This is a genomic window from Pseudomonas sp. 24 E 13, assembly GCF_900004715.1.
Classification (GTDB): Bacteria; Pseudomonadota; Gammaproteobacteria; order Pseudomonadales; family Pseudomonadaceae; genus Aquipseudomonas; species Aquipseudomonas orientalis_A.
Map to the genome: position 1 here is coordinate 16,076 of NZ_CVTO01000126.1, position 14,329 is coordinate 30,404.

The window sequence follows — 14,329 nt, forward strand, 5'->3', positions numbered from 1 at the left end:
TTACTGCCCGTTTTGCTCATCCAGGACGACCTGATACAGCGCCTCGTTACTGCCGGCGCTGCGCAATTTATCGCGCACTTCCTTGCGGTCGAGCATGCTGGCGATCTGCCGGAGCAGTTCCAGGTGGGCATCGGTGGCGGCTTCCGGGACCAGCAAGACGAACAGCAGGTCAACCGGGGCACCGTCGATGGCGTCGAAATCGATAGGGTGATCCAGGTGCAGCAGAGCGCTGACCGGTGTTTCGCAGCCTTTTAGGCGGCAGTGGGGGATGGCGATGCCGTTACCAAAACCGGTGGAGCCGAGTTTTTCACGTGCAATCAATGCCTCATATACAGCTTGCGTATCCAGCTCGGGCACTTCACGCCCAATCAGATTAGCAATTTGTTCAAGGGCGCGCTTTTTACTGCCGCCCGGCACGTTCACGAGGGAACGGCCGGGGGTCAGGATGGTTTCAAGTCGGATCATGGGGGGAGGGTTAACGACCTGTACCTTGCATCAGGTGCAGATTCTTTTCCTTATGCTTTATGAGTTGGCGGTCGAGCTTGTCGTAGAGCGAGTCAATCGCCGCGTACATATCTTCATGTTCCGCATTGGCGACGAGTTTGGCATTCGGTACGTGCAGGGTGGCCTCGATTTTCTGTTTGAGCTTGTCGACCTCCATGATGACCTGCACGTTGGTGATCTTGTCAAAGTGCCCCGCAAGCTTGTTCAGCTTGCTCTCGGTGTATTCACGCAGGGGCTTGGTGACTTCCAGTTGGTGTCCACTGATGTTGACTTGCATACAGCTTCTCCTTCGTTGCCAGTGCATAAAGCGGCAGGCGAAAAGCGCCTGCCACTGGAACGCTATGCCCCGCCCGTCACATCAAACGCTTACGCTCGCTGGAAGGCGCGATCCCGAGGGACTCGCGGTACTTGGCGACGGTTCGACGGGCGACCTGAATGCCTTGTGCCTCCAGTAAACCAGCGATCTTGCTGTCACTCAACGGCTTTTTCTGATTTTCCGCGGCAACCAGTTTTTTGATGATCGCGCGGATCGCCGTGGACGAGCATTCGCCGCCTTCGGAGGTGCTTACGTGGCTGGAGAAAAAGTATTTCAGCTCATATATGCCCCGCGGGGTATGCATGAATTTTTGCGTGGTCACCCGTGAAATCGTCGATTCATGCATGCCGACCGCCTCGGCGATGTCATGCAGCACCAGCGGTTTCATGGCTTCGTCACCATATTCCAGGAAGCCGCGCTGGTGCTCGACGATCTGGGTGGCGACTTTCATCAGGGTTTCGTTGCGGCTTTGCAGGCTCTTGATGAACCAGCGCGCTTCCTGCAGCTGGTTGCGCATGAAGGTGTTGTCGGCGCTGGTATCGGCGCGGCGCACGAAACCGGCGTATTGCGGGTTGACCCGCAGGCGTGGCACCGACTCCTGGTTCAACTCGACCAGCCAGCGCTCGTTGTCCTTGCGCACGATCACGTCAGGGACGACATATTCGGCTTCGCTGGACTCGATCTGCGAGCCCGGGCGCGGGTTGAGGCTCTGCACCAGCTCGATGACCTGGCGCAGCTCGTCTTCCTTGAGTTTCATGCGACGCATCAACTGGCTGTAGTCGCGGCTGCCCAGCAGGTCGATGTAGTCGCTGACCAGGCGCTTGGCTTCAGCCAGCCAGGGTGTCTTGGCCGGCAGTTGGCGCAGTTGCAGCAACAGGCACTCGCTGAGCGTACGGGCGCCAATCCCGGCGGGCTCGAATTGCTGGATGCGGTGCAGGACGGCTTCGATCTCGTCCAGCTCGATATCCAGCTCCGGGTCGAACGCCTCAAGAATTTCTTCCAGCGTCTCGTCCAGGTAACCCTGGTTGTTGATGCAATCGATCAGGGTGACGGCGATCAGACGATCGGTGTCGGACATCGGCGCCAGGTTAAGTTGCCACAATAGGTGACTCTGCAGGCTCTCGCCGACCGACGTACGGGTGGTGAAGTCCCATTCGTCATCATCATTGCTGGGCAGGCTGCTGGCGCTGGTCTGGTACACGTCTTCCCAGGCGGTATCCACGGGAAGCTCGTTGGGAATGCGTTCGTTCCATTCGCCGTCCTCGAGGTTATCCACCGTAGGGGCGGTTTCCTGATAGGACGGTTCCTGCACGTCGGGATTGGGCTTTTGCTCGATGTTGTCGGCCAAAGGGTCTGTGTTGTCGAAGTCGTCGCCTTCTTCCTGGCGTTCGAGCATCGGATTGGACTCCAGGGCCTCCTGGATTTCCTGTTGCAGGTCCAGGGTCGACAATTGGAGCAGGCGGATGGCCTGTTGCAGCTGCGGTGTCATCGTCAGCTGCTGGCCCATTCTCAGGACTAGCGATGGTTTCATGGCAGGGGCTTAACACCTTATTCGCCGGCGCAATGCGCCATCCACGACAGGGCGCGTGAGCGCCAAACATAAGCAAATTATATGCCTGAAATCAGGGCCTTTGCCTAGAGCGCGGTAACAATAAAAAAACCGAGGTTTTCATTGACTCGCTCGCACTCTTGCCAATGGCCCGATATCACCGTGTCTACAGGCGGAACTCGTGACCCAGGTAAACTTCTTTCACCAGCTCGTTGGCCAGGATCGTCGCGGAATCACCTTCGGCGATCAGTTGCCCATCGTTGACGATGTAAGCGGTTTCGCAGATATCCAGGGTTTCACGCACGTTGTGGTCGGTGATCAACACACCAATGCCCTTTGCCTTGAGGTGATGGATGATCTGCTTGATATCGCCCACCGAGATCGGGTCGACACCGGCAAACGGTTCGTCCAGCAGGATGAATTTCGGCGCGGTTGCCAGGGCGCGGGCGATCTCCACACGACGACGCTCACCCCCGGACAGGCTCATGCCGAGGTTGTCGCGAATATGGTTGATGTGGAATTCCTGCAGCAGGCTTTCCAGCTCCTGGCGGCGGCCATCGCGGTCGAGTTCCTTGCGGGTCTCGAGGATCGCCATGATGTTGTCGGCCACCGACAGTTTGCGGAAGATCGACGCCTCCTGGGGAAGATAGCCGATACCTGCGCGGGCACGGCCGTGCATTGGCTGGTGGCTGACGTCCAGGTCGTCGATCAATACGCGTCCCTGGTCCGCCTGGACCAGCCCGACGATCATATAGAAGCAGGTAGTCTTGCCGGCGCCGTTGGGGCCGAGCAAGCCGACGATCTGGCCGCTGTCGATCGACAGGCTCACATCGCGTACCACCTGACGGCTTTTATAGGCCTTGGCCAGATGCTGGGCTTTCAGGGTTGCCATTACTCGGCCTTCTTCTTCGGCTGGATGACCATGTCGATCCGTGGGCGAGGTGTGCTGAGCTTGTTGCCATTGGCGCGACCGGCCTGGGCGACCTGGGTCTTGGTGTTGTAGACGATTTTCTCGCCTTCGGTCGAGTTGCCGTCGGCACTGAGTACCTTGGCCTGGTCAATCAATACGATGCGATTTTGCTGGGCATGGTATTGAATGGTCTTGCCGTAGCCCTTCATCGGGCCTGGGTCTTCCGCCTTTTGCTGCTGCTCGAAGTAAGCCAGGTTGCCCACCGAGGTCACGACATCGATATCGCCGGCCTGGGTACGCGTCAGGGTCACCGTGTTGCCGGTGATCTTCATCGAGCCCTGGGTGATGATGACGCCACCTGTGTAGGTTGCGACGCCTTGTTTGTCATCCAGCTGCGCATCGTCAGCCGAGATGTGGATCGGTTGCTGGCTATCGTTCGGCAGAGCCCAGGCGCTCACGCTTCCCAGTGCTGCGCCCAGACCGAGCAAAATAGGGAGGGTTTTAACGAGCCTCATACTGTCCTCTTACGTTCGATAGCAGGTGTATCCTGCTTTCTTTCAAATACGCTTTCATTCCCTTGCCAGTCGATACACCGCCAGCGCCGTCGATTCTAACGTCTTGCTCGGTCTGCGCATATTGCTGTTGTGGGAATACCGTCATGCGACTGCTGGTAATGATGGTGTCACGCTTCTGCGCGTCTGTACGTGCGACGCGTACCGAGTCGATCAGTTCGATCTGGGTGCCGTCCGGATTGACCTCGCCACGCAGGCTGGTGACATGCCACGGCAGTTCGGTGCCACGGTAGAGGTTCAGGTCCGGATTGGTCAGCAGGCTGACTTCCGAGGCCTTCAAGCGCTCGACCTTGTCGGAGGCCAGCACGTACTGCACCTTGCCATCGGGCAGGAACTGCACGGTGTGGGTGTTGGTGGCGAAGTTATCGATGATGCTTTCATCAACCTGCACGACAGGTTTGTCGAGAAAGCGCTCCGGGCTGATATTCCAGTAGCCCACCGCGAGGAACAGCGCGGCGATGACCCCGAATAACAGAAAGTTGCGAATCTTTTTGCTCAGCATATAAGGCTCTATAAGTAGGCGGCGTGGGCCGCTTCAAGACTGCCCTGGGCACGCAGGATCAATTCGCAGAACTCGCGGGCGGCACCCTCGCCGCCACGGGCGGTGGTAATGCCATGGGCATGTTCGCGCACAAACGCTGCGGCATTGGCGACGGCCATGCCCAGGCCTACCCGGCGGATCACCGGCAGGTCAGGCAGGTCGTCACCCAGATAGGCGACCTGTTCATAGCTTAGGTTGAGTTGGCCAAGAAGCTCGTCCAGCACCACCAGTTTATCCTCGCGGCCCTGATACAGGTGAGCAATCCCCAGGTTTTGTGCGCGGCGTTCCACAACGGGGGTCTTTCGACCACTGATAATCGCGGTTTGCACGCCGGCGGCCATCAACATCTTGATGCCCTGGCCGTCGAGTGTATTGAAAGTCTTGAATTCGCTGCCGTCTTCGAGGAAGTACAGGCGGCCATCGGTCAGCACGCCATCGACGTCGAATATCGCCAACTTGATGTGTTTACCGCGTTGCAACAGGTCGCTGGTCATTTACATCACTCCTGCACGCAACAAGTCGTGCATGTTCAGGGCGCCGATCGGGCGGTCATTGTCATCGACCACCACCAGCGCGCCGATCTTGTGGTCTTCCATGATCTTCAGGGCTTCGGCCGCCAGCATCTCGGGGCGGGCGGTCTTGCCGTGGGGCGTCATCACGGCATCGATGGTCGCGGTGTGGATGTCGATGGTGCGGTCCAGGGTACGACGCAAATCGCCGTCGGTGAACACGCCGGCCAGTCGCCCGTCGGCTTCCAGGATCACGGTCATGCCCAGGCCCTTGCGGGTCATTTCCATCAGCGCATCCTTGAGCAGGGTGCCGCGTTGTACGTGGGGCAATTCATCGCCCGCATGCATGACGTTTTCCACTTTCAGCAGCAAGCGACGGCCCAGGGCGCCGCCGGGGTGGGAAAAAGCAAAATCTTCAGCCGTGAATCCGCGGGCTTCCAGCAAGGCCACCGCCAGGGCGTCGCCCATGACCAGCGCGGCGGTCGTGGAGGAGGTGGGCGCCAGGTTCAGTGGGCAGGCTTCATGGGCGACATGAACGTTCAGGTTCACTTCGGCGGCCTTGGCCAGCGTCGAGTCCGGGTTGCCGGTGACGCTGATCAGCGTGATGCCGAGGCGCTTGATCAGCGGCAGCAGGGTCACGATTTCGTTGGTGGTGCCCGAGTTGGACAGTGCCAGAATCACGTCATCCCGGGTGATCATGCCCATGTCGCCGTGGCTGGCCTCGGCCGGGTGCACGAAGAACGCCGTGGTGCCGGTGCTTGCCAGCGTCGCGGCGATCTTGTTGCCGATGTGGCCGGATTTGCCCATGCCAACTACGACAACGCGGCCTTTGCTGGCCAGAATCATCTCGCAGGCGCGTACGAAATCTGCGTCGATGTGGGCCAGCAAACCTTCTACGGCTTCCAGCTCGAGGCGGATGGTGCGTTGTGCGGATTGAATAAGGTCGCTGGATTGGCTCATGTCTGAAATCGTATAGCCTGACGAAAAGTCGGCGATTATAGCGGTAATGATCAATTCCCTCACGCAAGTTCGTCAGGCTTTATTCCGAAGGTCTCCCGGATTCGTCTCAATATCACAACCCGCTACGTTTTTTTCGCTGTCCTGAATCTGAACAAGCACTGTTCCGGCCTTGGGGGCGCTGTACCAGCAGTGATATAGTTCGCGGCCAGTTCGGTCCGCCCAACCCATGGCGCAAACATTTGCGCATCCGCGGTAAACGAAAGTCGCATACATGGTGTCTGAGTGAAAGGCTGCATCCCAAGGAGATTAGATGAGTGCCGATAACGCCTACGCGGTCGAGCTGAAGGGCCTTTCCTTCAAGCGCGGTACGCGCAGCATCTTCAATAACGTCGATATTCGCATTCCTCGCGGAAAAGTCACGGGCATCATGGGGCCTTCCGGTTGCGGCAAGACCACCTTGCTGCGCCTGATGGGCATGCAATTGCGCCCCAGTGCCGGCGAAGTGTGGGTCAACGGCCAGAACCTGCCGACCCTGTCGCGCAGCGATCTGTTCGATGCGCGCAAGCACATGGGGGTCCTGTTCCAGAGCGGCGCGCTGTTTACCGATCTCGATGTGTTCGAAAACGTTGCGTTCCCGCTGCGGGTGCACACCCAGCTGTCCGATGAGATGATTCGTGACATTGTGCTGCTCAAACTGCAGGCGGTAGGACTTCGCGGGGCCATCGACCTGATGCCTGACGAATTGTCCGGCGGCATGAAGCGCCGCGTCGCCCTGGCGCGAGCCATCGCGCTGGACCCGCAGATCCTCATGTATGACGAGCCTTTCGTGGGCCAGGACCCGATCGCCATGGGCGTGCTGGTGCGCCTGATCCGCCTGCTCAACGACGCATTGGGGATCACCAGCATCGTGGTGTCCCACGACCTGGCCGAAACCGCGAGCATCGCCGACTACCTCTATGTCGTGGGGGATGGCCAGGTGCTGGGGCAGGGCACGCCGGAGGAGCTGATGAACGCCGATAACCCGCGCATTCGTCAATTCATGACCGGCGATCCCGATGGCCCGGTGCCTTTTCACTTTCCGGCAGCGGACTACCGCGCAGATCTCCTGGGGAAGCGCTGATGCGCAAAACATCTATTATCGAGAAGGTTCGCCTTTTCGGTCGCTCGGGCATCGACATCGTCGAAGTCCTCGGGCGTTCGACTATTTTTCTGTTCCACGCCCTGCTCGGTCGCGGCGGTATCGGTGGCGGCTTTGGCTTGCTGCTCAAGCAACTGCATGCGGTTGGCGTGATGTCCCTGGTGATCATCGTGGTCTCCGGGGTGTTCATCGGCATGGTGCTGGCGCTGCAAGGCTTCAACATTCTGTCCAGCTACGGTTCCGAGCAGGCGGTAGGGCAGATGGTCGCCCTGACGCTGTTGCGTGAACTGGGGCCGGTGGTCACCGCGTTGTTGTTCGCCGGGCGTGCCGGTTCGGCGCTGACCGCCGAAATCGGCAACATGAAGTCCACCGAGCAGCTGTCCAGCCTGGAAATGATCGGCGTGGACCCGCTCAAGTACATTGTTGCCCCGCGCCTGTGGGCCGGCTTCATTTCCCTGCCGTTGCTGGCGATGATCTTCAGCGTGGTCGGAATCTGGGGCGGTTCGTGGGTGGCCGTGGACTGGTTGGGCGTCTATGACGGTTCCTACTGGGCCAACATGCAAAACAGCGTGACCTTCACGGGCGACGTGTTCAACGGCATCATAAAGAGCATCGTCTTCGCCTTTGTAGTGACCTGGATCGCCGTATTCCAAGGCTATGACTGTGAACCCACTTCAGAAGGGATCAGTCGCGCCACCACCAAGACCGTTGTGTACGCCTCGCTGGCGGTACTGGGCCTTGACTTCATTTTGACTGCCTTGATGTTTGGAGATTTCTGATGCAAAACCGCACTGTGGAAATCGGTGTCGGCCTTTTCTTGCTGGCTGGCATCCTGGCTTTACTGTTGCTGGCCCTGCGGGTCAGTGGCCTGTCGGCCAGCCCCACCGCCGACACTTATAAACTTTACGCGTACTTCGACAATATCGCCGGTTTGACGGTCAGAGCTAAAGTGACCATGGCTGGCGTAACCGTCGGCAAGGTCACGGCAATCGATCTGGATCGCGACAGCTTCACCGGGCGAGTGACGATGCAAGTGGACAAGAAGGTGGACAATCTGCCGACGGACTCCACCGCATCCATCCTCACTGCGGGTCTGCTGGGCGAGAAGTACATCGGTCTCAGCGTTGGCGGGGAAACAGCCCTGCTCAAGGATGGTTCGACAATCCACGACACACAGTCGTCGTTGGTACTTGAAGACTTGATCGGTAAATTCCTGCTCAACACGGTCAATAAAGACGCCAAATGAGGAATCTGTTCATGATCTCTACCTTGCGACGCGGCCTTCTGGTGCTGCTTGCAGCGCTGCCGTTGATGGCCAACGCAGCCGGTTCCGCCCACGAACTGGTGCAGGACACCACCAATAAAATGCTGGCTGACCTGTCGGCCAACAAGGAAAAGTACAAACAGGACCCTAGCCTGTTCTACAACGCGCTCAACAGCATTGTCGGTCCGGTGGTCGATGCCGAAGGCATCTCCCGCAGCATCATGACCGTCAAGTATTCGCGCAAGGCCACGCCTGCGCAGATGCAGCGTTTCCAGGAAAACTTCAAGCGCGGGCTGTTCCAGTTCTACGGCAACGCCTTGCTTGAATACAACAACCAGGGCATTACCGTGGCTCCGGCCGGGGATGAGTCGGGTGACCGCACCAGCGTCAACATGAGCGTCAAGGGCAACAATGGTGCCGTGTACCCTGTGCAGTACACCCTGGAGAAGGTCAAGGGCGAGTGGAAGCTGCGCAACGTGATCATCAACGGCATCAATATCGGCAAGCTGTTCCGTGATCAGTTCGCCGACGCGATGCAGCGCAATGGCAACGACCTGGACAAGACCATCGATGGTTGGGCCGGTGAAGTGGCCAAGGCCAAGGAAACTTCCGATAAGGAAGCCGGGAAGCCAGCGCAATGACCGAGTCGGCTGTTCGTATCGGCGACGCCGGCGAGCTGTTGCTCAGCGGCGTGCTCGATTACCGCACCGGGCCTGACCTGCGCAAGCAGGGCCAGGCTCTGATCAAGGCCAGCAGCGCGTCTGCGCTGGTGGTCGATTGCTCGGCGGTGACCAAGTCCAGCAGCGTCGGTCTGTCGCTGCTGCTGTGCTTTATGCGTGATGCCGAGGCGGCAAAAAAGCCACTCAGCATCCGTGCATTGCCTGAAGACATGCGCGAGATTGCCGAGGTTTCCGGCCTGACCGAGCTGTTGGCACACCCTTAATACACATTTATCAAAAAAGCCCCCCGTCAGAGTCCTGCTATGCGGGGTTCGCAGGCGCGGGGCTTTTTTGTATGATGTGCGACCCGTGCGCACTGGGCGCCGATAGAGGTTGAGCATGCAGGCCCTAGAAGTTAAGAGCTTCCTTGAAGGAAAGCTGCCGGAAACGACTGTAGAAGTTGAAGGCGAAGGCTGCAATTTCCAGCTGAACGTGATTAGCGATGAACTGGCGGCATTGAGCCCGGTCAAGCGTCAGCAGCAGATCTATGCCCATTTGAACCCATGGATCACCGATGGCAGCATCCATGCGGTCACTATGAAATTTTTCAGCCGCGCGGCCTGGGCCGAGCGCACCTGAGCCCCCAAGGCGTCGAGATTCTTATGGATAAATTGATTATTACCGGTGGTGCCCGCCTTGATGGCGAAATCCGCATTTCCGGTGCGAAAAACTCCGCCTTGCCGATCCTGGCGGCGACCCTGCTGTGCGACGGCCCTGTGACTGTGGCCAACCTGCCGCACCTGCACGACATCACCACCATGATCGAGCTGTTCGGTCGCATGGGTATCGAGCCTGTGATCGACGAGAAATTGTCCGTCGAAATCGACCCTCGCACCATCAAGACCCTGATCGCACCGTACGAACTGGTGAAAACCATGCGTGCGTCGATTCTGGTACTCGGCCCGATGGTCGCGCGTTTCGGTGAAGCCGAAGTGGCCCTGCCTGGCGGTTGCGCCATTGGCTCGCGTCCGGTCGACCTGCACATCCGTGGCCTGGAAGCCATGGGCGCGGTCATCGACGTCGAAGGCGGCTACATCAAGGCCAAGGCGCCGGAAGGCGGCCTGCGTGGCGCGAATTTCTTCTTTGATACCGTCAGCGTGACCGGTACCGAGAACATCATGATGGCCGCTGCCCTGGCCAACGGCCGCAGCGTCCTGCAAAACGCCGCGCGCGAGCCGGAGGTGGTCGACCTGGCCAACTTCCTCAACGCCATGGGCGCGAAGGTTTCCGGCGCCGGCACCGACACCATCACTATTGATGGTGTAAAGCGTCTGCACACCGCCACCTACAAAGTCATGCCTGACCGCATCGAGACCGGCACGTACCTGGTTGCCGCTGCCGTGACCGGTGGTCGCGTGAAGGTCAAGGACACCGATCCGACCATCCTCGAAGCCGTCCTGGAAAAACTCAAGGAAGCCGGCGCCGAAATCACCACCGGTGAAGACTGGATCGAGCTGAACATGCACGGCAAGCGGCCAAAAGCCGTCAATGTGCGTACGGCCCCGTACCCGGCATTCCCGACCGACATGCAGGCGCAGTTCATTTCCTTGAACGCGATCGCTGAAGGCACCGGCGCCGTGATCGAGACCATCTTCGAAAACCGCTTCATGCATGTGTACGAACTGCACCGCATGGGCGCCAAGATCCAGGTCGAGGGCAACACCGCCATCGTTACCGGCATCGACAAGCTCAAGGGCGCGCCAGTGATGGCCACCGACCTGCGTGCCTCGGCCAGCCTGGTGATTTCGGCTCTGTGCGCTGACGGCGACACCCTGATCGACCGCATCTACCATATAGACCGTGGCTACGAGTGCATCGAAGAAAAGCTGCAGATGCTCGGCGCTAAAATCCGCCGCGTTCCGGGCTAGTCCCCGCTGCATTGTAGGAGCGAGCTTGCTCGCGAAAAACGTCAACGATAACGCGTATATCCAGAATGAACGCGGTGTCCATGAGTTCTTCGCGAGCAAGCTCGCTCCTACACACACACTGGTTTGTTTCAAATCGAGGCTGTAACGGCCTCGATCTGTGTCTGGCGCCGTTTGCGACCGGACAGCAATAGCCTGATGAAGGACTGACATTTCCCATGTTGACCATCGCACTGTCCAAGGGCCGCATCCTTGACGACACGTTGCCGCTTCTGGCTGAAGCGGGCATCGTGCCGACCGAGAATCCGGACAAGAGCCGCAAGCTGATCATCCCCACGACCCAGGACGACGTGCGCCTGCTGATCGTGCGGGCTACCGACGTGCCGACCTATGTTGAACATGGCGCCGCCGACCTGGGTGTCGCCGGCAAGGATGTGCTGATGGAATACGGTGGCCAGGGTCTCTACGAGCCATTGGACCTGCGTATCGCCCTGTGCAAACTGATGACCGCCGGCCGTGTCGGCGATGTCGAACCCAAGGGCCGCCTGCGCGTGGCGACCAAGTTCGTCAACGTCGCCAAACGCTACTACGCCGAACAAGGCCGCCAAGTCGATATCATCAAGCTCTACGGCTCGATGGAGCTGGCGCCGCTGATCGGCCTGGCCGACAAGATCATCGACGTGGTCGACACCGGCAACACCCTGCGCGCCAACGGTCTCGAACCCCAGGATTTCATTGCCGACATCAGCTCGCGCCTGATCGTCAACAAAGCATCGATGAAGATGCAGCACGCCCGTATCCAGGCGTTGATCGACACCCTGCGCAAGGCAGTGGAGTCTCGACACCGCGGTTGACTCACCCGCGTAGCCCAAAGGCTGCGCCCGTCTATCCGCCTCATAGCCAGAATTCTCAGGTGCCCAAGCGGAGCGAACGGTAGTTTAGGGCGCCTGAGTTTTTTGCCAATCCTATGAGGCCCTCGCTATGACCACGTCCACTGCAATTGCCCGACTCAACGCTGCCGACCCGGATTTCGCCCATCATCTGGATCATCTGCTGAGCTGGGAAAGCGTGTCCGACGACTCGGTCAACCAGCGGGTGCTCGACATCATCAAAGCCGTGCGCGAGCGCGGCGATGCGGCACTGGTGGACTTCACCCGTCAGTTCGACGGCCTGGACGTCAAGTCCATGGCCGACCTGATCCTGCCCCGTGAACGCCTGGAACTGGCCCTGACGCGTATCACTGCGCCCCAGCGTGAAGCGCTGGAAGTGGCGGCGGCGCGGGTGCGCAGCTATCACGAAAAACAGAAGCAGGATTCCTGGAGCTACACCGAGGCCGATGGCACCGTGCTGGGCCAGAAGGTCACGCCGCTGGACCGCGCCGGCCTGTATGTGCCGGGCGGCAAAGCCTCGTACCCGTCGTCGGTTTTGATGAACGCGATCCCGGCCAAAGTGGCGGGGGTGACCGAGGTCGTCATGGTGGTGCCGACCCCGCGTGGCGAACTCAACGAACTGGTATTGGCCGCCGCCTGCATCGCCGGCGTCGACCGGGTGTTTACCATCGGCGGCGCCCAGGCAGTGGCTGCCCTGGCCTATGGCACTGAAAGCGTGCCGAAGGTCGACAAGGTGGTAGGCCCGGGCAATATCTACGTGGCCACCGCCAAGCGCCATGTATTCGGCCAGGTCGGTATCGACATGATCGCCGGGCCTTCGGAAATCCTCGTGGTGTGTGACGGCCAGACCGACCCGGACTGGATCGCCATGGACCTGTTCTCCCAGGCCGAGCACGACGAAGACGCCCAGGCGATCCTGGTCAGCCCCGACGCCGACTTCCTCGACCAGGTTGCCGCCAGCATCGACAAGTTGTTGCCGACCATGGAGCGCGCCGAGATCATCGAGAAATCGATCAATGGCCGCGGCGCACTGATTCTGGTGAGCGACATGGAGCAAGCCATCGAAGTGGCCAACCGTATCGCGCCGGAGCACCTTGAGCTGTCCGTCGCGGACCCACAGGCCTGGCTGCCGTTGATTCGTCACGCCGGCGCGATCTTCATGGGGCGCCACACCAGTGAAGCCCTGGGCGACTACTGCGCAGGCCCGAACCACGTACTGCCGACCTCCGGCACCGCACGTTTTTCGTCGCCGCTGGGGGTGTATGACTTCCAGAAGCGCTCGTCGATCATCTTCTGTTCGCCCCAGGGCGCGTCCGAACTGGGCAAGACCGCGTCGGTGCTGGCCCGTGGCGAGTCGCTGAGCGCCCACGCGCGCAGTGCTGAATACCGCATTCTTGAAGAGGGGAAATAAGGCATGAGTAAATTCTGGAGCCCTTTCGTCAAGGATCTGGTGCCTTACGTGCCGGGTGAACAGCCGAAGCTGACCAAACTGGTCAAGCTCAACACCAACGAAAACCCCTACGGCCCATCGCCCAAGGCGCTGGCGGCGATGCAGGCCGAGTTGAACGACAACTTGCGTCTGTACCCGGACCCCAACAGCGACCTGCTCAAGCAGGCCGTAGCCAGCCATTACGGGATCGATGCGGGCAAGGTCTTCCTCGGCAACGGTTCCGACGAAGTCCTGGCGCACATCTTTCACGGCTTGTTCCAGCACGACCTGCCGCTGCTGTTCCCGGATATCAGCTACAGCTTCTATCCAGTGTATTGCGGCCTGTATGGCATCACCTTCGACGCGGTGCCATTGGACGAGCAGTTCCAGATTCGCGTGGCCGACTATGCGCGGCCCAACGGCGGGATCATTTTCCCCAACCCGAACGCGCCGACCGGCTGCGTGCTGGCGCTGGACGCCGTGGAGCAGATCCTCAAGGCCAGCCCGGACTCGGTGGTGGTGGTCGATGAAGCCTATATCGACTTCGGCGGCGAGACGGCCATCAGCCTGGTGGATCGCTACCCCAACTTGCTGGTGACCCAGACCCTGTCCAAATCGCGCTCACTGGCCGGTTTGCGGGTGGGCCTGGCCGTGGGCCACCCGGACCTCATCGAGGCGCTTGAGCGGGTCAAGAACAGCTTCAACTCCTATCCGCTGGATCGGCTGGCGATTGCAGGCGCGGCGGCGGCGTTCGAGGACCGTGAGTACTTCGAGAAGACGTGCCAATGGGTGATCGACAGCCGCAACAAGGTGGTCGCACAACTGGAAGATAAAGGCTTCGAAGTGCTGCCGTCAGCGGCCAACTTCATCTTCGCTCGTCACCCGCGACACGACGCTGCCGGCCTGGCGGCCAGGTTGCGTGAGCAGGGTGTGATCGTGCGGCACTTCAAGCAGGAACGGATTGCCCAGTTCCTGCGGATCAGCATCGGAACGCCGGAGCAGAACCAGGCGCTGATTGATGGCCTGGGCGAGCTCTAAGCCACACTGGAGATAAAAATGTGGGAGGGGGCTTGCCCCCGATGGCGGCCTCTGTGCCGACCAGGATGTTGGATCAGATCGAGTACATATCCGTTTCTGCGGTAACGGCCACTTAGGGTTCCGCC

The 14,329-nt window shown here is 59.9% G+C and carries 18 protein-coding genes; 10 read left to right on the forward strand and 8 right to left on the reverse strand.

Annotated features, from left to right (window positions below; genetic code table 11):
- From ptsN to BFP90_RS15580, 8 genes are all read right to left on the reverse strand, one after another.
- Nucleotides 1–465, reverse strand: a complete 465-nt coding sequence (gene ptsN / locus BFP90_RS15545; RefSeq protein ID WP_065897284.1) for a PTS IIA-like nitrogen regulatory protein PtsN — start codon at nucleotides 463–465, stop codon at nucleotides 1–3.
- A 10-nt stretch (nucleotides 466–475) separates the two neighbouring features.
- A complete protein-coding gene (hpf, locus tag BFP90_RS15550) occupies nucleotides 476–781 on the reverse strand; it encodes a ribosome hibernation-promoting factor, HPF/YfiA family (protein WP_003171804.1) in 306 nt (101 codons plus the stop codon).
- Between the two features lie 76 nt (nucleotides 782–857).
- Nucleotides 858–2,351, reverse strand: a complete 1,494-nt coding sequence (locus tag BFP90_RS15555; protein WP_057724573.1) for an RNA polymerase factor sigma-54 — start codon at nucleotides 2,349–2,351, stop codon at nucleotides 858–860.
- A 184-nt stretch (nucleotides 2,352–2,535) separates the two neighbouring features.
- Nucleotides 2,536–3,261, reverse strand: a complete 726-nt coding sequence (gene lptB, locus BFP90_RS15560; protein WP_004372092.1) for an LPS export ABC transporter ATP-binding protein — start codon at nucleotides 3,259–3,261, stop codon at nucleotides 2,536–2,538.
- Entirely contained in the window at nucleotides 3,261–3,794 is a 534-nt protein-coding gene (gene lptA / locus BFP90_RS15565) for a lipopolysaccharide transport periplasmic protein LptA (RefSeq protein WP_065885789.1), read from the reverse strand. Before lptA ends, lptB begins: the two co-directional genes overlap by 1 nt.
- Nucleotides 3,781–4,353 (reverse strand): LPS export ABC transporter periplasmic protein LptC, encoded by a 573-nt coding sequence (gene lptC / locus BFP90_RS15570; protein WP_065885790.1) that lies wholly within the window; start codon nucleotides 4,351–4,353, stop codon nucleotides 3,781–3,783. Before lptC ends, lptA begins: the two co-directional genes overlap by 14 nt.
- Nucleotides 4,354–4,361: 8 nt before the next feature.
- Nucleotides 4,362–4,886 carry a KdsC family phosphatase gene (locus tag BFP90_RS15575; RefSeq protein ID WP_003171809.1) on the reverse strand — a complete coding sequence of 175 codons (525 nt, stop codon included), beginning with the start codon at nucleotides 4,884–4,886 and terminating at the stop codon, nucleotides 4,362–4,364.
- Nucleotides 4,887–5,861 (reverse strand): KpsF/GutQ family sugar-phosphate isomerase, encoded by a 975-nt coding sequence (locus BFP90_RS15580; RefSeq protein ID WP_065897286.1) that lies wholly within the window; start codon nucleotides 5,859–5,861, stop codon nucleotides 4,887–4,889.
- 310 nt (nucleotides 5,862–6,171) lie between these two features.
- Here BFP90_RS15580 and BFP90_RS15585 point away from each other — a divergent pair, with 310 nt between their 5' ends.
- The 10 genes from BFP90_RS15585 to hisC all read left to right on the forward strand — a co-directional run bounded on the left by BFP90_RS15585 (nucleotide 6,172) and on the right by hisC (nucleotide 14,204).
- Complete coding sequence (locus tag BFP90_RS15585) at nucleotides 6,172–6,981, forward strand: ATP-binding cassette domain-containing protein (protein ID WP_057724577.1); 810 nt, start codon at nucleotides 6,172–6,174, stop codon at nucleotides 6,979–6,981.
- Nucleotides 6,981–7,778, forward strand: a complete 798-nt coding sequence (mlaE, locus tag BFP90_RS15590; RefSeq protein ID WP_065897288.1) for a lipid asymmetry maintenance ABC transporter permease subunit MlaE — start codon at nucleotides 6,981–6,983, stop codon at nucleotides 7,776–7,778. The genes BFP90_RS15585 and mlaE overlap by 1 nt, the downstream gene beginning before the upstream one ends.
- A complete protein-coding gene (mlaD, locus tag BFP90_RS15595; protein ID WP_065885792.1) occupies nucleotides 7,778–8,245 on the forward strand; it encodes an outer membrane lipid asymmetry maintenance protein MlaD in 468 nt (155 codons plus the stop codon). The genes mlaE and mlaD overlap by 1 nt, the downstream gene beginning before the upstream one ends.
- Before the next feature lie 11 nt (nucleotides 8,246–8,256).
- A complete protein-coding gene (locus tag BFP90_RS15600) occupies nucleotides 8,257–8,904 on the forward strand; it encodes an MlaC/ttg2D family ABC transporter substrate-binding protein (RefSeq protein WP_065897290.1) in 648 nt (215 codons plus the stop codon).
- A complete protein-coding gene (locus BFP90_RS15605; RefSeq protein ID WP_065892637.1) occupies nucleotides 8,901–9,206 on the forward strand; it encodes an STAS domain-containing protein in 306 nt (101 codons plus the stop codon). Before BFP90_RS15600 ends, BFP90_RS15605 begins: the two co-directional genes overlap by 4 nt.
- Nucleotides 9,207–9,321: 115 nt before the next feature.
- Entirely contained in the window at nucleotides 9,322–9,561 is a 240-nt protein-coding gene (locus BFP90_RS15610; protein WP_003188597.1) for a BolA family protein, read from the forward strand.
- 23 nt (nucleotides 9,562–9,584) lie between these two features.
- Complete coding sequence (gene murA / locus BFP90_RS15615) at nucleotides 9,585–10,850, forward strand: UDP-N-acetylglucosamine 1-carboxyvinyltransferase (RefSeq protein WP_065892636.1); 1,266 nt, start codon at nucleotides 9,585–9,587, stop codon at nucleotides 10,848–10,850.
- A gap of 215 nt (nucleotides 10,851–11,065) precedes the next feature.
- A complete protein-coding gene (gene hisG, locus BFP90_RS15620) occupies nucleotides 11,066–11,701 on the forward strand; it encodes an ATP phosphoribosyltransferase (RefSeq protein WP_003188599.1) in 636 nt (211 codons plus the stop codon).
- A 127-nt stretch (nucleotides 11,702–11,828) separates the two neighbouring features.
- Nucleotides 11,829–13,148 carry a histidinol dehydrogenase gene (gene hisD, locus BFP90_RS15625; protein WP_065892635.1) on the forward strand — a complete coding sequence of 440 codons (1,320 nt, stop codon included), beginning with the start codon at nucleotides 11,829–11,831 and terminating at the stop codon, nucleotides 13,146–13,148.
- A 3-nt stretch (nucleotides 13,149–13,151) separates the two neighbouring features.
- Nucleotides 13,152–14,204, forward strand: coding sequence for a histidinol-phosphate transaminase (gene hisC / locus BFP90_RS15630; protein ID WP_065892634.1), 1,053 nt, complete (start codon nucleotides 13,152–13,154; stop codon nucleotides 14,202–14,204).
- Nucleotides 14,205–14,329: the final 125 nt, after the last annotated feature.